At 53.3% G+C, this 25180-nt stretch carries 24 protein-coding genes; 21 read left to right on the forward strand and 3 right to left on the reverse strand.

What is annotated here, in order from left to right:
• Window positions 1-61 precede the first annotated feature (61 nt).
• The 4 genes from AAFN83_RS12295 to AAFN83_RS12310 all read left to right on the forward strand — a co-directional run bounded on the left by AAFN83_RS12295 (window position 62) and on the right by AAFN83_RS12310 (window position 6337).
• Complete coding sequence (locus AAFN83_RS12295; RefSeq protein ID WP_347769719.1) at window positions 62-1237, forward strand: HupE/UreJ family protein; 1176 nt, start codon at window positions 62-64, stop codon at window positions 1235-1237.
• A gap of 198 nt (window positions 1238-1435) precedes the next feature.
• Complete coding sequence (locus AAFN83_RS12300; RefSeq protein ID WP_347769721.1) at window positions 1436-2311, forward strand: SMI1/KNR4 family protein; 876 nt, start codon at window positions 1436-1438, stop codon at window positions 2309-2311.
• A gap of 185 nt (window positions 2312-2496) precedes the next feature.
• On the forward strand, window positions 2497-3867 hold the full coding sequence (locus AAFN83_RS12305) for an MFS transporter (protein WP_347769723.1): 1371 nt from the start codon (window positions 2497-2499) through the stop codon (window positions 3865-3867).
• A gap of 25 nt (window positions 3868-3892) precedes the next feature.
• Complete coding sequence (locus AAFN83_RS12310; protein ID WP_347769725.1) at window positions 3893-6337, forward strand: glycoside hydrolase family 3 C-terminal domain-containing protein; 2445 nt, start codon at window positions 3893-3895, stop codon at window positions 6335-6337.
• 13 nt (window positions 6338-6350) lie between these two features.
• Here the strand turns inward: AAFN83_RS12310 and AAFN83_RS12315 are convergent, their stop codons facing one another.
• A complete protein-coding gene (locus tag AAFN83_RS12315; RefSeq protein ID WP_347769727.1) occupies window positions 6351-7442 on the reverse strand; it encodes a helix-turn-helix transcriptional regulator in 1092 nt (363 codons plus the stop codon).
• A gap of 343 nt (window positions 7443-7785) precedes the next feature.
• On the opposite strand from AAFN83_RS12315, the gene AAFN83_RS12320 reads away from it, so the two are divergent.
• From AAFN83_RS12320 to AAFN83_RS12340, 6 genes are all read left to right on the forward strand, one after another.
• The gene (locus tag AAFN83_RS12320; RefSeq protein ID WP_347769729.1) at window positions 7786-8796 is read left to right on the forward strand and encodes a diguanylate cyclase domain-containing protein; all 1011 of its coding nucleotides are present in this window, start codon (window positions 7786-7788) and stop codon (window positions 8794-8796) included.
• Between the two features lie 21 nt (window positions 8797-8817).
• Window positions 8818-9639, forward strand: coding sequence for a hypothetical protein (locus AAFN83_RS12325; RefSeq protein ID WP_347769731.1), 822 nt, complete (start codon window positions 8818-8820; stop codon window positions 9637-9639).
• A gap of 25 nt (window positions 9640-9664) precedes the next feature.
• A complete protein-coding gene (locus tag AAFN83_RS12330) occupies window positions 9665-10660 on the forward strand; it encodes a GGDEF domain-containing protein (protein WP_347769733.1) in 996 nt (331 codons plus the stop codon).
• Between the two features lie 191 nt (window positions 10661-10851).
• Window positions 10852-11292 (forward strand): hypothetical protein, encoded by a 441-nt coding sequence (locus AAFN83_RS12335; RefSeq protein WP_347769735.1) that lies wholly within the window; start codon window positions 10852-10854, stop codon window positions 11290-11292.
• A gap of 40 nt (window positions 11293-11332) precedes the next feature.
• Window positions 11333-11494, forward strand: a complete 162-nt coding sequence (locus tag AAFN83_RS22125; protein ID WP_481810507.1) for a papain-like cysteine protease family protein — start codon at window positions 11333-11335, stop codon at window positions 11492-11494.
• Window positions 11484-12032, forward strand: coding sequence for an SUKH-4 family immunity protein (locus AAFN83_RS12340; RefSeq protein WP_347769737.1), 549 nt, complete (start codon window positions 11484-11486; stop codon window positions 12030-12032). Before AAFN83_RS22125 ends, AAFN83_RS12340 begins: the two co-directional genes overlap by 11 nt.
• A gap of 95 nt (window positions 12033-12127) precedes the next feature.
• On the opposite strand, the gene AAFN83_RS12345 is transcribed toward AAFN83_RS12340, so the two are convergent.
• On the reverse strand, window positions 12128-12859 hold the full coding sequence (locus AAFN83_RS12345) for a hypothetical protein (protein ID WP_347769739.1): 732 nt from the start codon (window positions 12857-12859) through the stop codon (window positions 12128-12130).
• 357 nt (window positions 12860-13216) lie between these two features.
• Here AAFN83_RS12345 and AAFN83_RS12350 point away from each other — a divergent pair, with 357 nt between their 5' ends.
• From AAFN83_RS12350 to AAFN83_RS12370, 5 genes are all read left to right on the forward strand, one after another.
• A complete protein-coding gene (locus AAFN83_RS12350) occupies window positions 13217-13675 on the forward strand; it encodes a Fur family transcriptional regulator (RefSeq protein WP_347769741.1) in 459 nt (152 codons plus the stop codon).
• The gene (locus tag AAFN83_RS12355) at window positions 13663-14370 is read left to right on the forward strand and encodes a metal ABC transporter ATP-binding protein (RefSeq protein WP_347769743.1); all 708 of its coding nucleotides are present in this window, start codon (window positions 13663-13665) and stop codon (window positions 14368-14370) included. Before AAFN83_RS12350 ends, AAFN83_RS12355 begins: the two co-directional genes overlap by 13 nt.
• Entirely contained in the window at window positions 14316-15164 is an 849-nt protein-coding gene (locus tag AAFN83_RS12360) for a metal ABC transporter permease (protein ID WP_347769745.1), read from the forward strand. Before AAFN83_RS12355 ends, AAFN83_RS12360 begins: the two co-directional genes overlap by 55 nt.
• A gap of 57 nt (window positions 15165-15221) precedes the next feature.
• The gene (locus AAFN83_RS12365) at window positions 15222-16325 is read left to right on the forward strand and encodes a metal ABC transporter substrate-binding protein (RefSeq protein ID WP_347769747.1); all 1104 of its coding nucleotides are present in this window, start codon (window positions 15222-15224) and stop codon (window positions 16323-16325) included.
• Window positions 16326-16582: 257 nt separating this feature from the next.
• Entirely contained in the window at window positions 16583-17674 is a 1092-nt protein-coding gene (locus tag AAFN83_RS12370; RefSeq protein WP_347769749.1) for a hypothetical protein, read from the forward strand.
• Between the two features lie 124 nt (window positions 17675-17798).
• Here AAFN83_RS12370 and AAFN83_RS12375 read toward each other — a convergent pair whose 3' ends face one another.
• Window positions 17799-20003 carry a glycosyl hydrolase gene (locus AAFN83_RS12375; RefSeq protein ID WP_347769751.1) on the reverse strand — a complete coding sequence of 735 codons (2205 nt, stop codon included), beginning with the start codon at window positions 20001-20003 and terminating at the stop codon, window positions 17799-17801.
• Window positions 20004-20477: 474 nt separating this feature from the next.
• On the opposite strand from AAFN83_RS12375, the gene AAFN83_RS12380 reads away from it, so the two are divergent.
• From AAFN83_RS12380 to AAFN83_RS12405, 6 genes are all read left to right on the forward strand, one after another.
• On the forward strand, window positions 20478-21398 hold the full coding sequence (locus tag AAFN83_RS12380; protein ID WP_347769753.1) for a LysR family transcriptional regulator: 921 nt from the start codon (window positions 20478-20480) through the stop codon (window positions 21396-21398).
• Between the two features lie 90 nt (window positions 21399-21488).
• On the forward strand, window positions 21489-22001 hold the full coding sequence (locus tag AAFN83_RS12385) for a GNAT family N-acetyltransferase (protein ID WP_347769755.1): 513 nt from the start codon (window positions 21489-21491) through the stop codon (window positions 21999-22001).
• A 34-nt stretch (window positions 22002-22035) separates the two neighbouring features.
• Complete coding sequence (locus tag AAFN83_RS12390; RefSeq protein ID WP_347769757.1) at window positions 22036-22887, forward strand: transporter substrate-binding domain-containing protein; 852 nt, start codon at window positions 22036-22038, stop codon at window positions 22885-22887.
• A gap of 42 nt (window positions 22888-22929) precedes the next feature.
• On the forward strand, window positions 22930-23721 hold the full coding sequence (locus AAFN83_RS12395) for an amino acid ABC transporter permease (RefSeq protein ID WP_347769759.1): 792 nt from the start codon (window positions 22930-22932) through the stop codon (window positions 23719-23721).
• A complete protein-coding gene (locus tag AAFN83_RS12400) occupies window positions 23718-24428 on the forward strand; it encodes an amino acid ABC transporter permease (RefSeq protein WP_347769761.1) in 711 nt (236 codons plus the stop codon). Before AAFN83_RS12395 ends, AAFN83_RS12400 begins: the two co-directional genes overlap by 4 nt.
• Window positions 24425-25177 carry an amino acid ABC transporter ATP-binding protein gene (locus AAFN83_RS12405; RefSeq protein ID WP_347769763.1) on the forward strand — a complete coding sequence of 251 codons (753 nt, stop codon included), beginning with the start codon at window positions 24425-24427 and terminating at the stop codon, window positions 25175-25177. Before AAFN83_RS12400 ends, AAFN83_RS12405 begins: the two co-directional genes overlap by 4 nt.
• Window positions 25178-25180 lie beyond the last annotated feature (3 nt).

A 25180-nucleotide genomic window follows, 5' to 3' on the forward strand; every position in this document is an offset into this window, starting at 1 on the left:
GCGCCCCGGGGCTCCGGCGGCGCTTCTATCCCATTATGGACACAAGGCGGTTGCAAACGATATGAGAAATACGCACACTCCCATGCTCTCGTTCAGACGACACCTCTACACGGTGGTGCTTCTGCTGACGCTGATCGGCTGCTTGTTGACGGAGGTCAAGCCGGCCATGGCACATCTGAATACCTACGGCTACTCCGATATCAAGATCGGCAGCGGACAACTCACTTACGATCTGTACCTCGATCCGCGTGAAGTATCCCAGTGGATGGACCTGCGCTCAGACGGCATCTTCGTCCTCGATCCCAACGCTTCATCGAATGAACCGGCTGATCCTGAGAAGGTGGTATGGACGAATGACGAACTGATGCCCCTTCTGGAAGAATCCTTATCGGTGAAGGCATCCGGTGAGGCGGTTGCTCCCATCATCGATGCGACGAGCATCGAAGCGCGCGGAGGAGCCTCTTATCTGAAGATGAGCTTGCGTTATGCGTGGCCTTCTGAGGCCTCGGATTATGACATCGATTACCGGATCTTTTTCAATGAGGACCCCGGTCATCAGAATTATGCAACGATCCGTACGGCCGAAGGCGGATCGAAGGACATGATCTTCACGAAGGGGAATCACGAGGCCGCGGGGCAGCTCGCATTGTCTGGCAAGGATGCCGAAGGTAACCATACGACGCTAACGGTGCCAAACTGGCTCGTCACCCTGTGGGATTATACGAAGCTTGGCGTGGAGCATATTTGGACCGGCATCGATCATCTGCTCTTCATCACGGCGCTTGTGCTGGTTCGGCAGCGCAAATGGGGATACGTCAAGGTGCTGACGGCCTTCACGGTCGGACACAGCATCACCATCGTTCTTGCGGCACTGGATATCTTCAATCTACCCGCCTCGTTCGTCGAGCCGGTCATTGCGCTGAGCATCGCCTACGTGGCCTTCGAGAATATTTGGCTCAAGGAAGTGCGTTGGCGCTGGATTGTAGCCCTCTGTTTCGGGCTGATCCACGGATTCGGCTTCGCCCAGGTGCTGCGAGGCGCGCTCGGTGATCGCTATTTGCTTTCGCTGTTTTCCTTCAATGTCGGAGTAGAGCTCGGGCAGTTGGCTGTTCTGGCCGTTCTGTTGCCGCTGCTACTGTGGGCTGCGAGATTCAAATCTTACAAAAGGATCAGCTATGTCCTGTCGACAGTCATCGGGCTGACCGGGCTGTACTGGTTTGTCACGCGACTGCTCTAATTCGCCCTCCTCTCATAGAAAAGCTCAGGCGTCGGATTCCCTGACCGATGCTTGAGCTTATTTTCATCTTAAGAGCTTTTCCTATCGGTTCATCCCATCCGGCTGAGTCAAAGCTAGACAATTCTTGGGTATCCAAACGACAGGAAAACCGCTATCATGCTTGTAAACGAGACTAACCCAATCGGAGGCCCCCCACCCATGTCCTTTTTCACCCGCTGGAGAAAGAAAAAAGAACACCCAATCACTCGCCCGAGCTTCGCTCCCTTATCCCCGGAGCATGCAACCTACCTCCGCCAACTGGTGCAACGAGCCGGTATGCTTGATCCAAACCGGGAGGTATTCGGCTCCGCCAAGCATCAGTACCAGTTGAATCCGGTTCTCCCGTTGGATGAGGTGAGGAAGTATGAAGAGCGCCATCAAGTCCAACTGCCGGAGGAGTATGTCTTCTTCCTGACCCAGGTGGGCAATGGCGGAGCGGGTCCTTATTATGGGATCTACTCGCTGGAGAGGACGGGGAGCAATGAGGAATACACGAGAATATGCGGGCAGCCGGCCTGGATCAACGAGGCGATGACCAAGGAAAGCTGGGCCGAGAAAATGAATCTCATGGAAGATGCAGATGACGATACCTATGATCGTCTGCATGATGAGGTTTTTGGCGGCCTCAATCTGATCGGTACGCAGGGCTGCACCTATGACAACCTGCTGATGAACACCGGCTCCTGGAAGGGAAAGATGGTGTACATCGATTGGAACCTGGAGCCCGAATACGGTCCCTTTTTCACCGGAATGGGCTTCCTGGACTGGTATGAGGGCTTCTTTCAGGAATTGATAGCGGGCCATCGCTTGAGCTCGTATGGGTACGTCCGACTGGGGTCGGAGGACGAACTGATCGTAGCGTACCGAGAAGCAGCGGAAGAGGAACAAGATTCGATCCTCTGGAGCTTCTTCCGGTTCCCTGCGGTTCGGGGAGAGACCCTCCAATTTCTGAAAGGAATCGAGGACGAGCGGCATCAGGAGCGGTTGAAAAATTTGCTGGAGCATTTCGAGAAACAGATGGCGGGGAAGAGATAAGCGCCTTCACAGGGAGTATAGTACGGGTAAGGACGAAGAGATGATGGCTCCAAGCATCATCTCTTTTTCTTTTGCCCAAGAACGGGAAACCCTGATACAAATAGGGAAAACCTGATATTTTGCAACCGCTTCCTATGCTATGGTGAACGCATAGGAAGGAAATATGAGTGCAGAGGGATGGGGCTATGGAGAAGGTTAAGAAACGGGAAAAGCTAGCGTATGGCTTAGGTGACCTGGGGAACAATGTGGCCTATGGCGCTATGGGGTTTTATTTGGTCTTCTTTCTCACGGATGTTGCCGGGCTCTCGCCCTTATGGGCAGGAGCGATCTTCATGATCGTTCGAATGTGGAACGCGGTGTTTGATCTAATCAGCGGAGCCTTATCTGATCGCACGAGGACGCGCTATGGAAGAAGAAGGCCCTATTTGCTTTATGGAGCCATCCCGTTAAGCCTGAGCTTTGCCCTTCTCTGGCAGCTCTTTTTCAAAGAGACGAATCACATGATACTTTACTATACCCTAACCGGAATCTTGTTTAGCATTATGTATTCCCTGGTCTCCATCCCTTACAATTCGTTACTACCAGAGATGTCCCAGGACTATGACGAACGAACCAGCATTTCTGGCTATAAGATGGCCCTTTCCTTTATCGGTTCGTTAGTGTCCGCCATGGGCGTAACGCTGATTGTGGATACGATCTATCCCGGAAAAGCCATGTATGCGGTCAGCTATCCGGTTATGGGGCTGGTGCTGGGAGCGGTAATCGCCGTATGTGTTTTGTTGGCTTTTGCGGGTACTCAAGAGCGGGTAGAGCCGAAACCACCTGTTGCCGATAACGGCTTCTGGAAGACGATCCTTTCTCTGTTTAAGTTGAAGGAATACAGGCTGGTGTTGGGTGTGTTTATCGGCAATATGCTAGGCTTCGATGTCATTATGGCGCTCTACATCTACTTTATGAAATATGCACTGAAGGTATCGAGTGACATCAGCTACATCTTTATGGCGATCCCGCTTGTCGTGGCGGTTGCCGTAACGCCCCTGTGGGTCCAGTTGAGCAACAAAATGGGGAAACAGAAAACCTACATTCTCTCCGCTCTCTATTTCTTAATCCCCCTAATAAGCTGTTTGTTCCTGCCGGAAGGAAATATGGTCCTCATCATCATGGTGATTGTGTTCATCGGGGTTGGGCTATCGGCTTCCCAGGTGTTGACCTTCTCCATCCTGCCCGATGTGGTCGAGGTGGATGAGCTCAAGAACGGAGTAAGGCGAGAAGGAATGATTTATGGTTCCACCATGTTTTTCTACAAAATTAGCTCGGCCGTCATGGTCGCCGTTGTCATGTATTCCATGGGGTTGTTTGGCTATGTGGAAAGTGCCGGAGACGCTATCGAATCGCAACCCTCCAGTGCCGTTTGGGGAATCCGCCTGTTGATTAGCGGCGTACCGGCATTGTGCTTTGTGTTGTCCGCACTCTTTGTGAGGAAACTTCCCTCTGGCAAAGCTGCCTTTGATCAAATCAAGCAATCCGTTACCGATAAGAAGGAATGCCAAAGCTAGGAGTCATCTAGGAGAGGTGAGAGGGATGAATCAGCATCACTTGAAGCAAAGGGCCAAAGAGCTGGTTGAGAGTATGACCCTGGAGGAAAAAGCGAGCTTATGCTCGGGACGGGATTGCTGGACACTCAAGCCTATGGAACGGTTGGGCCTTGAATCCATTGTGATGATGGATGGTCCTCATGGCTTGAGAAAGCAGATTGGCGAGGGAGATAACCTTGGCATCGGGGACAGCGTTCCTTCTGTTTGCTTCCCAACCGCAAGTGCGACAGCCTGTAGCTTTGACCGAGAGTTGTTGCATGAGCTCGGAGAAGCCATGGGAGAGGAATGTGTACAGGAAGGGGTTTCTATTCTCTTGGGACCGGGAGTCAATCAAAAGAGAAGCCCCCTGTGCGGGCGCAACTTCGAATATTTCAGCGAAGATTCGCTTGTTTCCGGGGAGCTTGCGGCCAGTATGATCCAGGGCATCCAGAGCACGGGAACAGGGGCCTCCTTGAAGCATTTTGCCGTCAACAATCAGGAGAAACGTAGAATGTCGGTTAGTGCGGTCGTCGATGAACGAACCTTACGGGAAACCTATCTCAAGGCCTTTGAGATTGCCGTAAAAAAAGGAAAGCCGGATACGGTCATGTGTTCCTACAACAAGCTGAATGGCGAGTACTGCAGCGAAAATAAGTACCTGTTAACGGATATTCTCAGAGAGGAATGGGGGTTTGAAGGGGCGGTTATCTCGGACTGGGGGGCTGTCCATAACCGGGCCTTGGGCGTTCAGGCCGGGCTTGACCTTGAGATGCCGGGGAATGACGGATACAACGATGCGAAGGTAGTGGAAGCCGTAAGGAATGGGACGCTTGCCATTGAAGCTCTTGACCAGACGGCTTGCCGGGTCACGGAACTGATTTTAAAGGGGATGGAAAATCGTAAGGAAGGATACCGGTATGATGTCGACAAGCATCATGAGCTGGCCGTGAAGGCGGCGGCGGAGTCCGCGGTCTTGCTGAAAAATAAAGGGAACCTGCTGCCTGGAAATCCAAAGCAGAAGGCCGCCGTTATCGGGCTCTTTGCCAAGAAGCCAAGATACCAAGGAGCCGGCAGCTCCAGGCTGCATCCGATCCAGGTGGATACGGCATGGGATGAGCTGACGGCATTGGGGCTGGAGGCCGACTATGCACAGGGATACAGCGTGGAAGCAATCGGCAAGGGCGGCAAGGCAACGGTTGAACAGGACCAATGGATCAGGGAAGCCTGCGAGACGGCCAAGGATAAGGACATTGTCTATCTGTTTGTCGGGCTTACCGAAGGCTACGAATCAGAGGGCTTTGACCGAACGACGATGTCCATGCCCGAGGAGCATAATCGACTGGTCGAAGCGGTCTGCGCCTGCAATCCCAATGTAGTGGTGATTCTATCAGGAGGTGCCCCTATGGAGCTTCCCTGGCTGAGCAAGGTTAGAGCGGTCTTACTGGGTTATCTAAATGGAGAAGGCGGCGGGAAGGCCATAGCTCACCTCTTGCTCGGTATTTCCGTTCCTTGCGGAAAGTTGGCCGAGACCTGGCCGATGAAGCAAGAGGATGTTCCATGCGATCGTTATTTTCCCGGAGGAAGGCTTACTGTTGAACACAGAGAGAGCATTTATGTGGGCTACCGCTATTATGAGAAGGCGGGAAAACCGGTACAGTTCCCGTTTGGACATGGTCTATCCTATACCGAATTCCGCTATTCGAATCTTCGAATAGACCGCTCCGAATGCCGCTATGGAGAGAAGCTGAAGCTGACCTTTCAGGTTACCAATGTCGGAGGGGTTGCGGCAAAGGAAACGGCCTTCCTCTTCGTGGCCCACGAGAACGACAACGTCTTTTTACCGAAGAAGGAGCTTATTGAGTTTGGTAAGGTAGAGCTTCAGCCTTGGGAAACCAAAGAGCTTTCGGTAACGGTGGATACCCATTCCTTCGGATACTACAATACGAAGATAAACGATTGGTATGCGGAAAGCGGGGACTATCTTCTGCTGGTTGGAGGAGCCTTGGATAAGACGGTGTTACAGACTTCTCTGCATCTGACAAGTCCGATGAAACCGCAGCCAGACCTTAAGGGTGCAGTTCCTTCTTACTTTGCTCCGGAGAATAAACCGTTTGAAGTAAGCCATAAGGAGTTTGAAGCTTTGTATGCAAAGAAGCTGCCGGTTAGCGATAGCCGGGCTACGAGACCCTTTACGGAGCACAACACATTGGAAGATATCCGGCATACGTTCATTGGGAAGCTGGTGATCGCTTATGCAAACCGAATGGCGGCCCAGGTGACCAAGGACTCCCCTGAACAGAAGGGCATGATGTTAGCCATGTTCATGGAGATGCCGTTTTTTGCTATGGTATCCTCGGGGGAAGGAATGATATCGGAGCGTATGATGCACGGAGTTATCGATCTGCTGAACGGCCAGTATGGAAGAGGAATCCGGAGATTACTCGGAAAATAAGTTTCCTGGAGCCCTATCGGTTTGATTTGGAATGAAGGTCCCGATACTTTTTTGGGGTTAGCCCCACCCGCCTCTTGAAGACGGAGATAAAGTAGCTTTGCGAGGAGAAGAACAAAGATTGGCTGATATCGCTGTAGGACAATTGCGAGTAGATAAGCAGCTCCTTTGCCTTGTTGATTCTCGTTTCCTCCACAAAGGAGCGGATCGTCTGCCCGGTTTCTTTTTGAAAGAGGAAGGAAAGGTAATGAGGCGTCAGGTTCACTTCCTTGGCAAGAGCAACCAGGCTGACTTTTTCTTGACGGTTCCCGGTGATGGACTCGATGCATTTCCTTATGGCTGCGGAATACTTCGGATGGATTAACGCTTTTGCCTCGGAGACATGCCGGGTAAAGTCCATCGCCATTTTTTCATTGACGGCATGTAATTCATAGAGCGTACGGCAAGCTTCCATTCTTTTTATATAAAGGTCGCTTAACGTAAAAGCGGTCTCTTCGTCCAACCCGCCTTCTATGGCATATCTCGTTGCCAGTGTTGTGTTCGAGATGCACCCATAGAACAGTTGACGTACAGGATTCGAATGGTTGGACATGTTGCCGTACTTGATGTCGGGAAGGGTTCGGTAGAGGGATTCCAGCATCGTCAGGTCGCCCTCTTTGATGCAAGTCAACAAAGCGATTTCATGACTGTAAGGGGTGTGGGCCCTGTACTCTTCCTGATGGTCAAACAGGTCGATGATAAGGGCATTGCGGAAGGAATCGGTCAGGTCTGATAGCTTGTAGCTGCAGATTTCTTCATAGCTAAGGGTGGAGTTCCTCATGAGCAGTAGCATGATTCGCAAGCATGCGCTAAAGGAATTCAAGGAGACGACTGGCAGATTGTCAACGAGCAGGTTCAAGTCCCTTCCATTCATAGTCGAAGAAAAGGACAGCGTCTTCATTTCGGCAGTTTGATAAATGCTGGATAGAAGCATAGGGCCGCCGACCAGATAATGAGGCTCGTTCATTCGCTCAAACGTGAAGAGGTAGTACAGCTCCTTTTCATAACACAGGATATCGAAGGTGGGATCGGGGCTCTTGGAGATCAAACTCTGGATATGGGCTGCCAACGACCCTTTCAAGGGCTCGGGCATGTCATAAAAAAAGGAATGCCGCAACTCTAGCGAGTGATGAAAGATCCATATAGGGGTTCGATGGTAGTCAAAGAAAGCCTGAATAATCGCTTCTTCCTGTGCAGGTAACAGACGAATCACCTTCTTTTCCATGAGCTGCGTTGGGAGGGTGCTTTCTATATTCGGGATGTTCTTCCTCAAATCCTTCCTATCATTTCCATCCAAAAGATATCCAAATCCCGCTAAGTTGTTCCCCGCTAAGCATGTTATAATGAGGGAAATCGAGCTCGTATGGAACACACCTCAGGATATGAGCATCTTAGAATGGGTGGCTGGATTGATGAACCTCAATAAGGTAAGCAACGATAAATTGCTAGAAATCATTGGTGTGCAGACGGAAGTGGCTCAACAGGGCCTGGATTTGAGCGGCATTATGGATTTGGTGACCCAGAGAACTCAGCAGATCACGAATGCAGACGGGGCTTCTATCGAGTTGATCGAGAAGACGGAGCTCGTGTACAGTGCTGCATCGGGAATGGCTGAGAAATTTCTGGGTCTTCGTCTGCATATCGCGAACAGCCTCTCGGGCGAGTGCATTCAGAAGAGAGTGGCTTTACTCAGCCACGACATTGAATTGGATGACCGTGTGAACAAAGAAGCATGTCGGCAGATCGGCTTGAACTCCATGATCGTCCTTCCTCTCGTCTTCCGAAACGATGTCGTGGGCGTCCTGAAGGTATTGTCGAAGAAGGCCAATCATTTCGACGAGGACAGCATTCAGGTGCTGGAGCTCATGTCCGGGCTCATTGCCGCCGAGATGTTCAACGCCATGCGCAACGAGGAGAGCGAGCTGTTCCACAAGGCAACCCATGACAGCCTGACAGGCATCTCGAATCGGTCCTTGTTCTACGATCGGCTGCGGCAGCAATTGGCCAAGGCGATGAGAAAGCAAGACAATTTCGGGATCATCACGCTGGACATGGACGGGCTGAAGGAGATCAACGATCAGTTGGGGCACCGAGCGGGAGATGCGGCGCTCCAGGAGATGGCGATGCGCATCAAGAGCTCCTTGCGGGAATCGGATACCGTCTCCCGACTGGGCGGGGATGAATTCGGCATCATTGCGGCGACCGTCGTGGATCGGGAGGACATTCGCTCCTTAATCCATCGAGTCGATCTCGAGCTCTCCAAGCCATTCGCGTTCGAGGGACAGGCCATCCCCCTCAAGGCCAGCATGGGCTATGCGCTCTTTAGCGAAGACGGCATTGAGCTGGAGGTGTTGATTGAGAAAGCGGACAAGACGATGTATGAAGTAAAAAAAGAACGAAAAAGCCCGGGAACGGTCCGGTAACTAGACACTCAAGGAGACGCTATGAAGAACCCGTCCCTCAAGTCCATTTGGCTCATGTTCGGCCTCTTTATCCTGCTATTCATCTTCAATCTGGGGATGACCCCGCATGAATCGGCTGCCCCGCGGATCTGGCTGGTGCTCGATGGTTGGGCGCTTGTGTTATCCGTTCTGCTCCTCCTTCGTTATAAGCTCCCGACGAAGAAACATAGGGCGCTCTCCCTTCTCCTCGGGGTTCTGGTCGCGTCGGCTTATCTCCCCTTTATCGAAAATGGTTGGTTTTCCCTGATATCCGGGTTTGTGGTGACAACGGTCTCGGCCCTTGCGGTGTTCCGGACCTTTGAAGTCTACCGGGAAAACCGCCTTCATATGCTTCATAGCTCGGGGAAAGGCGGCGTCCTCGGCAGCATCGCGCTCGGGCTTGGTGTTGGTGTGCTCTGGGGCGCTCTAAACGTTGGCTTGATGCTGGCGTCCGGTAACGAGGCTCAATTCAAATTGACCCTCTCCAGCTTCGTGGTCTCGCTGAGCCCGGCCATTCTGGAAGAGCTCGCCATGCGGGCGCTGTTCTTTGCCTTCTGCCTCCACCTGCTGAAAGGGGGCATCCACAAGCGAGGACAGCGGTTCACCTGCTGGTTTATGATGGTGGTTCCGCACGTGCTGATCCACACCCCGAACGCCTTCATCGAGAAAGGGGTGGTGGGCGGCGTGGTCAGCGTCATTCTGTATGTCGTGATCTTCGGTCTTCCCTTCGCTTGGCTGCAGAAGAAGCGAGATGTGACCTCGGCCATGATTGCACACGGCACCGTAGACTGCATTCGGTTTCTCTTATTTGGATTGCCCATGTAAGGGATCCCGTACCAAGGAGTAAGGTATGCCCAACCAATCGTTCATCAGCAAATCCCACTATCGGCTTTATGACGCCATTGTCCCGCTCTTTCGATTGGTCTACGTTGTTCTCATGCTCTTGGTGATGGTTTACCGGGACGAGCTGAGACCCCACCCCGGCAGCCTGGGCTTTTTTGCTCTCTACCTGGGCTATGCAACGGCTCTGCTAGTCTTCAAGAAGGTGCGGGCGTACCTGGTACTCCGGCATCCGTTTCTCATTGGCAGCTTTGAGACGGTGCTCTTGACCATTGGAGTCGGGTACACGGGAGGCTCGCACGGCCCCTTTCATCTGATCTATCTCCTGGTGATCGCGTTTTTTGCCATCGTTCACAATTTGAAGGCGTCCTTGCTCATGGGCGGATTATGTGCCCTCTGTTATGCGGGAATGGTTCTGGTGCTGGGGGAAGGGCTCACCTATCATGTGGTGATTGAGCTGATTTTCCTGTTCTCGTTTGCGATCTTTATCGGCTCCATCAACCAACGCATCAGCCAGTATACGATGAAGATGGCGATCTATGATCAGCTGACGTCACTCTACAATCGGCAGTATTTTTACGGGGAATTACAGAACAAGCTGGCCTTCGCGGAAAAGAACCAACGAAACCTGTCCCTGATCGTGCTGGACGTCAATGATTTCAAGCAGATGAACGATCGGCACGGTCACCTTCAAGGAGATCGGATTCTGGTTCAAGTCGGGGCTGTTATTCGCGGCCAAGCTCGGGCCGGGGACATCGCCGCGAGGTATGGCGGGGATGAATTTGTAATTCTTATGCCAAACACGGATAAAGCGAAAGCCAGCCAGCTGTGCAGCCAGCTGCAAGCCCTGATTCGGGAGTCTTCTGCAGGGGTGACGGTTTCGGCGGGCTTCGCCACCTATCCCAACGACGGCGTTGCCCCGGACAGCCTGTTTCATGCGGCGGATATGGTGATGTATCGGGAGAAGCAGGCGAAGGGCCAGATGGCCTGCCCTCCAACAGATTAGCTTCAGGGATGAATAACGAATCGAGTAGCGAGGATGCCTAGCCAAGCGGGTGTCCTCTTTTTCTTTCGTAAAACAGTGACTCTCGCAAGGGATCGGCTGGAAAAAGAAACAGTTGATGTTATTACTATATAATGGTAATCCGACATTGCTGGTAAACTACCAATTATTTCAATAATAAGGAGGAGATTTCTATGTTGAAGAAACTGTTCAAGTCGACCAGCCTGTTGCTTTTCTTCATTCTGATGCTCGGTTCCATCGCCTCAGCAGCCGGTAATGAAACGGTGAAGTCTGGTGAATCAACGGTAACTCGCAATGGGATGGAGTATGTTTACTATGCAGAAGCGTACACGTACAACGAAACCGGAATTTATGCCAAAGCGACTCTCAAAACAAAGAATGGCAATTATGTCAGCCCTAATACGATGAGAGTAAATGTCTCCTTGTACGACGCCAATAATAATTTGATTAAGAAAACTGCTACGGCTGAAAATTCGGTTCGCGCTACAGCGCTCTCCGCCTCAACCAATTCCGGGAATAGAGGGACTTTCTATGCGGTAGGGGAAGTTCAGATTTATGTGGGTCAGAAGTGGGAAACCTTTACTACCCTGAAGACGGGAACGATCAAGTACTAAGTAATCGTTTTTTCGACCATAGGTAAGTGAACGTCTTCACATGAAGACGCCGATCCTTTCTCAAGGGTCGGCGTCTTTTTGTTGCTGGGCAAGTGCGCTATCGATGATTGTCGAATATAGACAGGTTGAAGCGGGGATGGTACTCTTTTCCTGTATGAGAATGTCATTCATGGATAGGAGTAGATCGAAGGATGGGGCCTGAGCAATATGTGAGCAAGTGGAAGGAAATGCAGGGTGAGGAGCTTATGAGGTTTCATGAGGATTCTCTTCAGGACGTGACCCTTGATCAGGAGACCAAGCGTTTTCTGACGGAGGCGGGACTGCCGGGCAGCGCAGCCCCCGGTCTTGACTTCAACACGTTTTTTGAATCCGTTGCGGAGTGGGGGGGATGGGACGAAAGCCTTCATCACTACCATCGCTTTGGGAGTACGGGCTGGGGGGATCCGATCTGCCTCGATGAAACCGATGGCTCGGTTGTGCATTTGGACCACGAGAAGGATGGCAAGAGAAGGACCTTTATCAACTCCTCCCTGCTCCAATTTGCTGAGTTTCTGCTCAGCTACCGCCAGTTTATCAAGGAAACCCTGGACGAGAACGGGGAGGATGCCTATATGGACAACAACATCCCAGAGCGCTTGATGAAGTGGATTGCAGAGGAGTTTGAGCGCATTGACCCTGCCGCGTGCCGAAAGGGAGCGTTTTGGGCAACGGAGCTGAGAAACCTCGAGGAAGAAGCGTAAGCGTCCTGCATGGAGAACGGGTATTTTCAGCGTCAGATAGCGGGTAGGCCCTAAACATCAGAGAGCGAGGGATCATTCAGGGCCGACCCTTGTGCCTATAACGAAACGTTATTGACCACTTGAAGCATCGCCGGAAGCTTGCGGCTCGATCCACCGAGGAAGGAATAGTTCGAATCGGGCACGTTCATTTGGGTGGCGTTAGCCCCATCCAAAGCGATCCCGTTCATTCCATTGGACGGCTCCACTCCCAGCTGAATGGCCGTTCGGAATTGGTCCAGCGTGCATTTGGTTTCGGAGATCACCAGGTACACATTCAAGGAGCTGCCATAGAGGAGAGCGGAGCGGTTATAAGCATCAGTTGGGGACTGATCGCTGATATACTCGCCCTTCTTGGGGGAATGGATCAGATTGCTCCAGGACGAATTGCTGGAGAGAAACAGGTTAACCCCGCCTTGGGCCCAGTAATGATCGGGATCGCCGATTGATAATTCGTTAGCAGCCTCAATCGTCTGCAGGCGGTACGTTCGAAAGGGATCGTCCCACACTACGGTTCCCCGAGCTTTGGTGCCCGCCGACGTCACGTTGTAGTAGCCGTTGTACGTGCGGCCATGGGTCACCGTCTTCGAATTCTGAATGCAGATGGAATAGACATCCTGCGTGGCGTCATCGAAGAATCCGGCGTTCATTCCAAGCAGCTTCGAGGCAGGTACGGTGCTGGTGATCGGCGTCAGCTTGATGTTTCTTGGAGAGGTCTTGATCCATTTCAGTCGGATATACCCGATTCCTGAGACATACGCATCGGTTGTATCGAATACATAGTAAACCATACCCTCACACCCCTTAGATGATAGAAAAGCTCTCTAACGCTCTTATCCTATTTCGATAGATTCGGATTTGCGATAACCAAGCGTGGAAATCTGGCTCTAGGGGGATCTACGCACGGAGGAGAACGTCTTGAGTATGTTAGTAAACCTGGCCTTCGATCATGAGCCGATAGGGTTCTTTTTGATGTTTTCACTTGACTTTGCTAATCGTAATTATTACTATTAGTGAGGATCGTTTGATGTCGTGCCCCTCTTCATGAATACTCCGTCCAATGACATCGATTCGATTTATCCTGTTCCAAAATCGTAATATTTACGATATACAACAACCTCTGCTTCTATGAGCGGGAGGAGCTATCGATGGTTACCAAGGAAGAGATTTTGCATTGCTTGGCGGAGCAGGGCTACAAGATCACGGAGCAGCGGAAAAGGCTCGCGCAAATGCTGACGGAGGCCGATACGTTGACCCCGTTGCAGATGTACCAAGAGCTGCATCTGATTTTTCCCGGAATGAGCTATGACACCATTTATCGCAACCTGAAGCTCCTGGAGAAGATGGGACTCATCACGAGGCTGCGGCTGGATGGAGGAGACCGCTACCGACTCTATCGTCAGAGCGAGAGCCTGGAGGCGATATGCCTCGGCTGCGGAGAGACGATTCGGATGGAGGAGCTCATGCTGCCGATCCCCGTTTCACCGGAACGATTTCAGGTGGTGGAAGTTCACGTGGAGTTGGTAGGATACTGCGGTCAATGCCAAGGGAACCAAACGGATTCACCCGTTTCGGATAAGGAAAGGAGGATCAGATGGAGATCGTGACGATGAAGGAGGTTTCCTTCGGTTATGGGGATGCTCCTTCTCTAGTAAACCTGAATCTTGCTATTCAGCAAGGAGAGTTTGTTGCTTTGACCGGGCCTAACGGCGCTTCGAAGTCTACGACGCTGAAGCTGATGCTGGGCCTGCTGAAGCCCTGGAGCGGCTCGGTTGCCTTGGCCGACAAGCTGCCTGACGGGAAGCGGCTGGAAGTGGGCTATGTTCCTCAACAGGCAGCCGCCTTCAACAGCGGATTCCCCAGCACGGTCGAAGAATTTGTTCTCTCCGGGCGGAATTCGCGAGGCGGCTGGCTGAAGAGGCGAAGGCCGGAAGACTTTGCCCTTGTAGAGGAAGCGCTGAACCGAGTGAGCATGTGGGAGTACCGCCGTCAGCGCATCGGGGAGCTTTCGGGGGGGCAGAAGCAGCGCGTCTGCATCGCTCGAACCCTCGTGCAAGAGCCGGATTGGTTCGTCCTGGATGAGCCGGTCACGGGCATGGACCGGGAAAGTCGCCTGCACTTCTACGAGCTGTTGGAGGAGCAGGTTCGTATCCACAACCGTACCGTTCTGATGGTGACACACAACCTAGAAGAGGTCAGCGAGAAGCTGGATCGCGGGATCGAACTCACGCGAACAGAAGATGGAGGATGGAAATGCTGCACTACGACTTTATGCAAAGGGCATTTTTCGCAGGGGGACTGATCGCGGTAATCGCCTCGTGCCTGGGGGTTTACCTGATGCTCAGAAGGCAAGCGCTCATGGCGGATATGCTGTCTCATGTCTCGCTCGCGGGGGTGGCAGCCGGCGCGTTGCTGGGCTTCAATCCGACCCTGGCGGGCTTTCTCACAGCCGTGCTTGGGGCGATGGCGGTCGAGTTTGTCAGAAGGAGCTATCGCGCCTACAGCGAGGTGTCCATTGCCATCATCATGATCGGCGGCTTGTCGCTCGCGGTCGTACTCATGAGCCTGAACCAGCACCTGACGCGCAGCTTCTCCTCGTATCTCTTCGGGACGGTCGTCGCGGTGAACAAGACGGAGTTGCTTTTGCTGGCATTCGTAACCTTCACGGGCTGCTTGTTCTTCTTCCTGTTCCGCCGTCCCTTGTACCTGTTGACCTTCGATGAGGAGACCGCGAGGACGCAGAGGGTTCCGGTCACCCGTTTGAACTTCGCGTTCAGCGTCCTGACCGGAATGGTTGTGGCTGCTGCCATGCCGATTGTCGGTGTCCTCTTGGTATCGTCCCTGATCGTGCTTCCTGCCGCTCTGGCGAACCGCCTTTCGCCTTCCTTTGCCTGGGCCATTGGCCTGGCGATTGCGTTTGGGATTACTGGTGTCTTTGCCGGCCTGACGGCCTCATACCATTTCAGCACCCCTCCGGGGGGAACGATTGCCCTTATTCTGCTCTTGATCTGGCTGCTGGGCACGACGCTTCATCGCGGTTGGAAGAAGCTCGGGAGCCTTCGTGCCAAACGGAATCCCGTCTCGCTTAACGCTTGACCAGGTGTCACTCCAGGAATCATCAATCAAATTTTATCGAAAAAGGAGCTATTCATGATGAACATCTTCCGACCTGCCCTAAAGGGGGCATTCTCCATTCTCGCGGCTTCCGCCCTCATTCTGACCGGCTGCGGCAAAGCAGCCACTCCAGCTGCTTCGGACAGTCCCTCGCCAACGGTCTCCTCATCGGCAGCGGCTTCGTCCTCGCCCGCGGCAGATAAGAAGCTGAAGGTGGTGGCCAGCTTCTACCCGATGTACGAATTTGCCCGCCAAGTGGGCGGGGATTATGCCGAGGTGACAGCGCTGATCGGCGGAGGTGTAGAGCCCCATGACTGGGAGCCGACCCCGAAGGATATCACCGCCATTCAGGATGCCGATCTGTTCGTCTACAACGGCGGAGTTGAGAGCTGGGTGGAGAAGGTGCTGGAGAGCACCCCGAACGCAGAACGTGTCGTGGTTCAAGCCAATGCGGGAATCACGCTGCTCACGGAGGCGGCCGAGGAGGAAGGCGCAGAGCATGATCACGCGCATGAGGGCGAAGCGGCCCACGACCATGATCCTGCTCACGAGGATGAGCACACGGACGAGCACGCTCATGAAGAAGAGCATGCCCATGATCATGACCATGATCACGGCGGCATTGATCCTCATGTATGGCTGAGTCCGGTCCTGGCTCAGAAGGAAGTGCAGACGATCGCCGATGCGTTCATGAAAGCCGATCCTGCGAACAAGGAAGCCTATCAGAAGAATGCGGATGCCTATATCACCAAGCTGAAGGAGCTGGATTCCGCCTTCAAGGCGGGGCTTCAGAACGTCAAACGCAAGGACTTCATCACCCAGCATGCGGCTTTTGCTTATTTGGCCGAGGAGTATGGCTTGAAGCAGGTGCCGATTGCCGGTCTGTCGCCGGAACAGGAGCCCTCTCCGGAGAAGATGGCGGACATCATCAAGTTCGCCAAGGAAAACAACGTGAAGACGATCTTCTTCGAAACGCTGGTTGACCCTAAGATTGCCAAGACGATTGCGGAGGAGGTTGGAGCCGGAACCGCGGTGTTGAATCCCATTGAGGGGCTGACGGACGAGGATGCCCAGAAGGGGCTCGATTACATCGGGATCATGACGAACAACCTGGAAGCCTTAAAGAAAGCCTTGAACGAATAGTAGGGTAAACAAACGAACTGCTCGTGCTGGTGGAGAAGTCCCTCCCCCGAACGAGCGGTTTTTCATTGCGAGCAGAGACTGAGCAATCCAAGCAGAGTTAGGCAGGGAATACGATCATGGGAAAAAATTCACATGACTGCACATAAAAGCATCCAGTAGCCAATAGATATGGTTCGTACGGCAAGATTAATCAAAAACTTGAAAAGGAGGATAAATGTAGAATTTGTACCCAAATACCATTCGTGGAGGTTGAGAGCATGAGAGGAAAGAGAATCGGGTTGCTTTTGCTCATGGCGACAGTCGTTCTGGGATCGACGGCGATGGCGGAGCCTTCGCCAGAACCCTCTTCATCGGGATCCATCACCGCACAAGAGAAGGCAAAGCTGCTTGAGGAATACGGCCTGTCGGATCAAACACTGAAGCAGTTGGATTATCAGGCAGCCCCTCTGATTCAGGAAATCTCTACCAAAGGGCTGACCAAGGAGCAGGTCCAGCATTATGTGGATGGCATTCTGAAAGCAAATGAGCAAACTCAAAAGATCGAAGCGAACCGAATAAAGGGCGTGGTCGACGAAAGCGTTCAAATCACCAGAGAGGTGAAGGACGGGCAAGTTACGCTTCAGAACGGTTCAACCATCCCCGTTCCCGAAGCAGGAAAAGCGAGCCAAGGTCTTGCCTCGGATGTCACCTTGGCACATGGTCCGTACTACAACGTTGATGCGAAGGTGGGTTACCGACAAGTTACGCATCGGGTTGATCTGCCATCTGTCCTCAGCAAGACCCCGAGCGGGATTATTCCCTATGTCCTGGGCGGAGCTTACGTGACCAACTCTACCAATTCGCAGTATTATGGCGGGGTCGATGTGGGAGCTTTTTATGAAGCTGGAGTGTGGCGGCTGGCCATCAACGGCAAGAATCAGGGAAACACCGCGAACTATTGGACATCTTCGACGGCTACTTTGCCGGGCGGGACTCTCTATTTGAACTACAGTGTCTCGGCTAACAATCAGGTACAGATCATCGCTTCGGATGCCAACTACAATTACATAACCTCGATTTCTTACTATTTTCCCGATATCTATTTGAAGGCAGATGGCAGTAATGTTGAGATGGCAACCGGCTTCTCCATGGCCTACAAGAACGTCAAATCCCTTTCCGACGGTTCGTATCTGTTAAATGGGCACATCTATGATGCTTATGTGTACAATTCAAGCGGGTACTCCTACATGAACAGCTCGGTCGTGGTGCACGCCAATAAAAAGGGGACGGCAGACGAACAGAAGAAGGTCAGTGTAAATACGGTGTCTAATTACTATAATTATTATGTGAGCATTGACCTGCGTCCCTAATGGGTGAAGTGCTGTACGTGCTTGCAGGATGAGAATGGACAGCGATTCTACCTAACAACGAATAACAAAAAGGGCTGGAGCAGGGGAGTTCCCCGATCCAGCCCTTTCAATATAATCGGTCGTCTTACGGTTCGATTCCCCATTTAAGTTGGCCGTTCAAATACCCGGTTACCTTGTTATGGTTGGCATACTGATTGCCGGATGCCAGGAACGAGTAATCGTTGGTTTGGGTGTAATTGGACCAGTCGGACTTGGAGAAGCGGGCTTGAACTTCGGCGCTCTGACCGGCATTCAGCGTTCCGGCGGCACTCGTAAAGCCAATCTCCAGATAATAATCGGCTCCGTTAACCGGAGTTGCCAGCTTCACGAATTTGCTGGTTACATTCGCGCTTCCGACACTGGCCCAATCGGACCAGAAGCTTTGCGTGCTGTCCCCATCGATGGTGTAGTAATAGCGGATCTTCACATCACTCAGCTGAATCGCTGTCGTGCCCGAATTGACCACCTTAAACTTGGGCGAAATCCCGTTGGTGGAGGCACTCGTATTCCCGTTAAAGGCTTGGACGGTAAGAACCGCGTTCGACGTCGGGGTTGGCGTTGGCGTCAAGGTCGGCGTCGGAGTCGGTGTTGCGGTTGGCGTTGCCGTCGGCGTCGGAGTCGGCGTTGCAGTAGGCGTTGCCGTCGGAGTCGGCGTTGGCGTCGGTGTTGCAGTAGGCGTAGGTGTTGGTGTTGCCGTCGGGGTAGCCGTCGGCGTTGGTGTGCTCGATGGGCTCGTGGTCGGATGGTTCGCCTTCAGATTGGGCAGCTCATCCAACGTGATCACGTAACTGCTTTGATAAAGCGTTTTCATAGTAGCGGGATAATTAAAGGCGGTGCTCATCAAATGTTCGCCATACCAGGGGCAGAAGTAGAGCCATCCTGCTTTTTCCTCGGTCAGATTCGCCAAGCTCGGAATGGTGTCGTTCTCGGTCATGGCCACCATTTTCTTGCCGTTCGTCAGCTTAACCAGTTGGTAAAAGATCGAGGTAATGGCGTCCTCGTTGGGTACGCCGGACAGCCCGTCATAGCGGTTGTAGACCGTATTGTATTTGTCATAGCCGACAATATCTACTTTCGCGTCGCCGGGATACCATGCGGGGGAAGTGCTGTAGACATAGCTGTTGTAGGTCCAGATCAGGTTGTGCAAGCCGTAGGTTTGCGTAAGTTCGGTGTAGAGCATATTCCACAGCTGCTTATACACTTCAGCACCTGCCGAAGCCCACCAGAACCATGCGCCTTCTCCATTCAGCCCGCCGTTGCCTTCGGCTTCATGATAAGGACGGAACAGAACCGGTACATTGTTCTCTTGCAGAATCAGCAGTTGTTCAGCCAAATCTTGAATGGTTAGCTGCACGTATTGGTATTCTTTCGTACCGGGAATGACAGCATTGGCGGTATTGAAATTGGTTTCCGTCGGCTTGTAGGTGGCTTTCTTCCAGTCTACAAAATCCCCGAGCTTATAGGTGGTGAAATCGCGAGGCACGTTGATGTGCCAGGAAGCCGTTGCAATCCCGCCTCGGTTGTTGACCCAATCAATCATTCGGTTGGTGGTGCCGTCTTCCCACCCGTACAACGGGTTGTAGTTCATTAAATCGAAGCCGCGGATGGCCGGATACTTCCCGGACAAATTGTAGATCCAATCAAATTCCAACTCGGTATTGCCATCATTCCCGCCGCCGTAGATTTCTTGCTGGCCGGAGATAATGTTCTTGCCGTATACCGACGTCAAATAATTCATCAAGATTTGGGTGTCGGGCGTAGCCTTCGAATCCGTGAGGACGGGAGCCACATTCAACGGATCAAGAGCAGCATGATCCACCGTGAACGTGTCAAAGTAAGCGTAACCCCAACCGGACTTCAGTTGGATGGTGTTGGCCCCTTTCGTCAGCTTTTGAAAGCCGAAATCGAAAGTCTTCCACGTGGTCGTATAGGGCAGCATATACGAGCCCTTGGAAACCCCGTTAACGGCCAAATATTGAAGCCTTCCGTCTGCACTCAGCTCCTGCATGTATCGTGTGGAGATCGAATACATGCCCGTTTCCGGGACGGTTACGGTCAGGGTGATGGTGCCAGAGCCCTGCATCCAGACGAATCCGCTGCCCGAGTATCCAGGCTTGGGTTGTCCATAGATCTGAGTCGCTACTTGAAGCTCGGAGGAGAGCTGCGCATTCTCGGCCTCAATCGTGAACAGGGGGGTACTTGCTTGTGCAGGTGCAGGTGCGGTGACCATTCCGAGTAACAGGGTAAGGGCTAACAGGATTGCGCTTGTTTTCTTCAACCAGTGTTTCATTTTTTCATCCCTTTCCGTTTTTGTTAGGCAAAACATAACAAAATACATAATAAAATGATAGCGTTTTCATTTACAAAGATAACATATGTTCCAGAATTAGTAAATACGCCTGCATTGATATTTTTTCCATTTTATTTCTAAGCCCTGCGAACTAGGATCGGATAAAAATGGTGAGGAGAACAGCTTCATGAGTCAATCCTAGAAGCCCCCTTGTCGAAATTTGACTAGAAATTTCGTGTGCATGCCGGAATGCCTGAAGCCATGGCCGAGCGTGAAATCTCTTGACACCGATGGGAGAGGGCTCTATGCTAAATGAAATTCTTATTAACTTTATATGAATACAAAGTATTGTTAAAAACCTCTCTGGTGACCGGAGAGACCCAACCGTCTGAGGCATGGAGCCTTCGGCGGTTTTTCTATAAGCAGCGGTTGAAGCAGAAGGAGCACGGTATCTTCAAAAGGAGGTTGATCAGCATGAACATCGAGAATCTGGAGGCTTTCGTCTATATCCATCACTATGGCAGTTTTAATAAGGCGGCGGAGGTGTTGTTCTTGTCCCAGCCCTCAGTGACGGCCCGCATTCAGACGCTGGAGCGGGAGCTGGATTGCCGGTTGTTCGACCGCTTGGGCAAGCAGATTGAGCTGACGGACAAGGGGAAGCAGTTTCTTCCGTATGCCCAGCAGATTCTGCAGACGCTGCAGAAGGGCAAGCATCGCTTGCAAAATCAGCAGGCCCGGTCCGGCGAGCTTCGCATCGGCAGCACGCTGTCCGTCTCGAATTACGTGCTGGCCGACGTGCTGCCTCGACTCGCTCCGCTCTTCCCGGAGCTTAGCTTCAAGCAGACGACGGCCGCTTCCGATGAGCTGGTCAACCGGCTCCTGGAGCGCGAGATCGACATCGCCTTTGTTCGCCGTCTGACGCATCCCTCCGTGCAGGCTTATCCATTCTATGAGGACCCTATTCGGCTGTACGTATACCGGGATCACTCCTTTGCGGCGATAGGCAAGGTTTCCATTCAGGACCTCCGGCAGGAGACGCTGGTCTTCTTCGAATGCGGCTCGCTGGATTGGATCCGTCTGCATCGCGTGTTTGAGAATTTGGATTTCTCCCCTCGGATCAAATTCCATGCGGACAACAGCGAGACAGCGAAGAAGCTGGTGCTGCGTCAGGCGGGGATCGCCTTCCTGCCCGGTCTGTGCGCTCGGGAAGAAGTCGAGGCCGGGAGCCTCGTGCCCATTGAGATCGAGGAGACGAACGGCATCTCCCTGCAAACCTGCATCATCGCGCGCACAGGAGAGAACAGCGAGCTATTGGAAGCCCTGCTGCAATGGAAGAACCAGTTGCCGGAAAGCCAGTTAGGGAGGATCAATGGATCGATAGAGAAAGTCTATTAGAGAAAAACTGTGACAAATGTTACAGTAATAACGAATAAAACCTGAGCAAACAGATAGGAATTATAATATTTAGAAAAAGGAGTGGCGATGGTGAGCGAACAATTCCGTCTGGCTGAACTGAAAGATGCAGAGCGGCTGCAGGCGATTCTTCATGAAGCGTATGCGCTGATCCGCGAATTGAAGCTGAACTGGCCGGCGGCAACGGCCGACGTGGCCCAGGTTCAGGAGAATGTGGAGCAGAACGAATGTTACGTGCTGGAAGCAGACGGGCGGATTGTGGCCACGATCACGCTGTCCAAAGCGGACGAAGTGAAGGCCGTCACCGATCTGCCGTTCATCAAGTGGTTTGCCGTGGACCCGTCCGAGCAGGGCAGAGGCTATGGCGACAAGCTGCTGGCTTGGGTCGAAACCGCGATTATACGCGACCGAGTCGGGGCACCGGCGGTTACCCTCGGGACGGCGGAGAAGCATCCCTGGCTGCTCGCCATGTATAAGCGAAGAGGCTACGAGAGCATTCACTCGTTCGATTCGGGCAGCGGGGAAGGCCCGATGCACCTGCTCCGCAAGATTGTGAATCCGAACGTGTATGAAAGCATGATTTGACTCATCATCCCATCGAGATATGGAGGAACGGACTATGAAAAAGAAAACCTGGATTTCGTCGACACTGCTGGCATTGGTATTGGTGACGGCAGGCTGCAGCTCGACATCCGGCAGCAGCACAGATGGTTCAAGCAGTCCAGCGGCTTCCGCAGCGAGCGGCTCAAGCGACATCAAGAAGATCATTGTCGGAACCGGAACCGGGTTCCCGAAGGTCGCGTTTCTCGATGAGAGCGGCAAGCTGACCGGCTACGACGTGGAGCTGGTTCGTGAGATCGACAAGCGCCTTCCCGAATACGAATTCGAGCTTCAGACGATGGATTTCTCGAACCTGCTGCTCAGCCTGGAGACGAAGAAGATCGATTTTGTCGCTCACGAGATGGAGAAGAACCCGGAGCGCGAGCAGAAGTATCTGTTCAACAAGGAGCCGTATGCCCACTGGAGAAATAAGATCGTCGTTGCGAAGGACAACAACGCCATCCAGTCGCTGGACGACCTGGCCGGCAAGAAGGTGCTGACAAGCGCCACCAGCGCACAGGCGCAAATTCTGGAGAACTATAACAAGGAGCATGACAAGAAGATCGAGATCGTCTACCAGAGCGGGACGGCGAATGATGTAGTCACCCAGATTACGAGTGGACGCGTGGACGCCACGCTCGCAGCAGACTTCACGCTGTCGCTGATTGACCCGCAAAGCAAGCTGAAGACAACGGGCGACAGCCTGTCCGAGGCAGACATTCTCTTCGTCTTCCGCAAAGGCGATGCCGATTCGCAGAAGTTGGCGGACGCCATCGACGGCGCGATCAAGGCCATCAAGGAAGACGGCACGCTCAGCAGGCTGAGCAAGGAGTGGCTGGGCGACGACTTTACGCAGGACAGCACCAAATAGAAACGTCTTGCGGCATGAACGCAAGGAAGGGGTGACCGCAAGATGGAATACGGCTTCGATCTCTCGTATGTGTTCGAGTTTATTCCCAAGCTGCTGCAAACCTTGAATCTCACCTTGCTGATCGTGGCAGGAGCGCTTGTACTCGGAATCGCGGTCGGGCTGCTCGCCGCTCTGCCCCGTCTGTATAAAGTTCCGGTGCTCGAGCATTTATCGATGGTCTATGTCTCCTTCTTTCGGGGCACGCCGGTGCTAATTCAGCTGTTCCTGTTCTATTACGGCTTGCCGGAAATTCTAAAGCTGGTCTCCGTGGATGTATCCAGACTCCCGGCTTTGTACTTCGTCATGCTGACCTTCGGTCTGAACGCCGGGGCGTATCTCTCGGAAAATATCCGAGCGGCGGTCCTAGCCGTAGACCGAGGTCAGGTTGAGGCGGCATACTCGATCGGAATGACCGGCTTCCAAGCCTTTGTGCGAATCGTGCTGCCGCAAGCGCTCGCGATTGCCGTTCCGGTCTTCTCAAACCTGGTGCTGGCGATGGTAAAGGACACCTCGCTCGCCTTCACTCTAGGCGTCATGGAGATGACCGGTAAGGCGCAGACGCTCGGCACGCTGACCCAGCACTTTCTCGAAACCTACCTCGCGCTGGCGCTCATCTATCTCGTTATCTGCTCGGTGTTGGAACGGGTTCTGCTCCTCGTGGAGCGGAGGCTTCAGCGGCATAAGCAGCGGGAGACGAAGAGCCGCCGGGGCTGGCTACTCCGCCGCAAGCATGCCACGCTCGGTCAGTTGACCCGTGAAGCAGTTGCAGGCTCCAAGGGAGGTGCATGGGGTTGAAGCTGGATCCTGCCTTTATCTGGACCGCCTTCGTCCAATTGCTCTCCGCTGTTCCGACGACACTGGCCATAACCGGGGTATCCGTTCTGTGCGGCTTCGTTATCGGAACGGCAACGGCCCTCTTTCGGTTGTATCGCATTCCCGTGCTAGCCCAACTGTCCGCCGGCTATGTAACGGTCATCCGGGGCACGCCGATGCTGACCCATCTGCTGCTCATCTATTTCGGCTTGCCGGTGGTTGTCGATGGATTGTCTGCGGAGCTCGGGCTCGGCTGGAATTCAGCGAAGATTCCGATGATTGCCTTCGCGTACCTCTCCTTCTCGATCACAGCAGGTGCTTACTTGTCGGAGGTCGTACGCTCGGGCTTACAAGCAGTGGATCGCGGACAGATCGAGGCCGCCTGGTCGATCGGCATGACCACACCGCAGGCGCTGAGGAGGATCGTGTTCCCCCAAGCGCTGGCCGCGAGCTTGCCCAATCTGTCCGGCTCGGTGATCGGCCTTTTGCACGGCTCGACGCTGGCCTTTACCGTCTCGGTCGTAGACTTGAACGCAAAGGCCCAAATCGTGGCCTCCACCAACTGGAAGTTCTTCGAGGCTTACTTGGCGGCTGCCCTCATCTTCTGGGGGCTGACGATCCTCATCGAGCGCATCACGGCGCTCATCGAACGCAAAATCCACGTTTACCGCAAGGGGGGCGTCGCATGATCCAACTGACCGGCATTCGCAAAACATTCGGCAAGCAGGAGGTGCTGAAGGGGATCGATCTGCAGGTAGCGAAGGGCGAGGTCGTGGCGATTCTCGGGCCAAGCGGCTCGGGTAAGACCACGCTCCTCCGCTGCATCAACTACCTGGAGAAGCCTGGCGTTGGGGAAATCCGCATTGGGGATTTCGTCTTCGATGCCAGACGGCCCGGCAAGAAGGAGATCCACGCGCTGCGGCAGCGCTCGGCCATGGTCTTTCAACAGTACAACCTGTTTGCCCATAAGACCGCATTGGAAAATGTGATCGAAGGGCTGACCGTGGTCAAGAAGATCTGCAAGGAGGAGGCGCAGAGGCGGGGAACGGAGCTGCTGGAAAAAGTCGGCCTCGGCTCCAAGCTGAACGCGTACCCGAGCCAGCTCTCGGGCGGTCAGCAGCAGCGGGTCGGAATTGCGCGGGCGCTGGCCATGGAGCCGGAGGTGCTTTTGCTGGATGAGCCGACCTCCGCGCTCGACCCTGAGTTGGTCGGTGAAGTGCTGGCGGTCATCCGCAAAATCGCACGAGAAGGCATCACGATGATCATCGTCACGCATGAAATGGGCTTCGCGCAGGATGTCGCCAGTCATGTTGTGTTTATGGACGGCGGAGTCGTCGTCGAGGAGGGAGCGCCGTCCGAGCTGTTCACCCGTCCGAAGGAAGAACGGACAAAGCAGTTTCTGAAGCGCATTACACCGGAGCTCAGTTATTCGATCTAGGAG

Source organism: Gorillibacterium sp. CAU 1737 (genome assembly GCF_039888655.1).
GTDB lineage: Bacteria > Bacillota > Bacilli > Paenibacillales > NBRC-103111 > Gorillibacterium.

Coding starts and splice junctions, on each gene's coding strand:
- AAFN83_RS12295 (WP_347769719.1), top strand. CDS start 62: ATGAGAAATACGCACACTCCCATGCTCTCGTTCAGACGACACCTCTAC.
- AAFN83_RS12300 (WP_347769721.1), top strand. CDS start 1,436: ATGTCCTTTTTCACCCGCTGGAGAAAGAAAAAAGAACACCCAATCACT.
- AAFN83_RS12305 (WP_347769723.1), top strand. CDS start 2,497: ATGGAGAAGGTTAAGAAACGGGAAAAGCTAGCGTATGGCTTAGGTGAC.
- AAFN83_RS12310 (WP_347769725.1), top strand. CDS start 3,893: ATGAATCAGCATCACTTGAAGCAAAGGGCCAAAGAGCTGGTTGAGAGT.
- AAFN83_RS12320 (WP_347769729.1), top strand. CDS start 7,786: ATGAACCTCAATAAGGTAAGCAACGATAAATTGCTAGAAATCATTGGT.
- AAFN83_RS12325 (WP_347769731.1), top strand. CDS start 8,818: ATGAAGAACCCGTCCCTCAAGTCCATTTGGCTCATGTTCGGCCTCTTT.
- AAFN83_RS12330 (WP_347769733.1), top strand. CDS start 9,665: ATGCCCAACCAATCGTTCATCAGCAAATCCCACTATCGGCTTTATGAC.
- AAFN83_RS12335 (WP_347769735.1), top strand. CDS start 10,852: ATGTTGAAGAAACTGTTCAAGTCGACCAGCCTGTTGCTTTTCTTCATT.
- AAFN83_RS22125 (WP_481810507.1), top strand. CDS start 11,333: ATGAAGACGCCGATCCTTTCTCAAGGGTCGGCGTCTTTTTGTTGCTGG.
- AAFN83_RS12340 (WP_347769737.1), top strand. CDS start 11,484: ATGGGGCCTGAGCAATATGTGAGCAAGTGGAAGGAAATGCAGGGTGAG.
- AAFN83_RS12345 (WP_347769739.1), bottom strand. CDS start 12,859: ATGGTTTACTATGTATTCGATACAACCGATGCGTATGTCTCAGGAATC.
- AAFN83_RS12350 (WP_347769741.1), top strand. CDS start 13,217: ATGGTTACCAAGGAAGAGATTTTGCATTGCTTGGCGGAGCAGGGCTAC.
- AAFN83_RS12355 (WP_347769743.1), top strand. CDS start 13,663: ATGGAGATCGTGACGATGAAGGAGGTTTCCTTCGGTTATGGGGATGCT.
- AAFN83_RS12360 (WP_347769745.1), top strand. CDS start 14,316: ATGGAAATGCTGCACTACGACTTTATGCAAAGGGCATTTTTCGCAGGG.
- AAFN83_RS12365 (WP_347769747.1), top strand. CDS start 15,222: ATGAACATCTTCCGACCTGCCCTAAAGGGGGCATTCTCCATTCTCGCG.
- AAFN83_RS12370 (WP_347769749.1), top strand. CDS start 16,583: ATGAGAGGAAAGAGAATCGGGTTGCTTTTGCTCATGGCGACAGTCGTT.
- AAFN83_RS12375 (WP_347769751.1), bottom strand. CDS start 20,003: ATGAAACACTGGTTGAAGAAAACAAGCGCAATCCTGTTAGCCCTTACC.
- AAFN83_RS12380 (WP_347769753.1), top strand. CDS start 20,478: ATGAACATCGAGAATCTGGAGGCTTTCGTCTATATCCATCACTATGGC.
- AAFN83_RS12390 (WP_347769757.1), top strand. CDS start 22,036: ATGAAAAAGAAAACCTGGATTTCGTCGACACTGCTGGCATTGGTATTG.
- AAFN83_RS12395 (WP_347769759.1), top strand. CDS start 22,930: ATGGAATACGGCTTCGATCTCTCGTATGTGTTCGAGTTTATTCCCAAG.
- AAFN83_RS12405 (WP_347769763.1), top strand. CDS start 24,425: ATGATCCAACTGACCGGCATTCGCAAAACATTCGGCAAGCAGGAGGTG.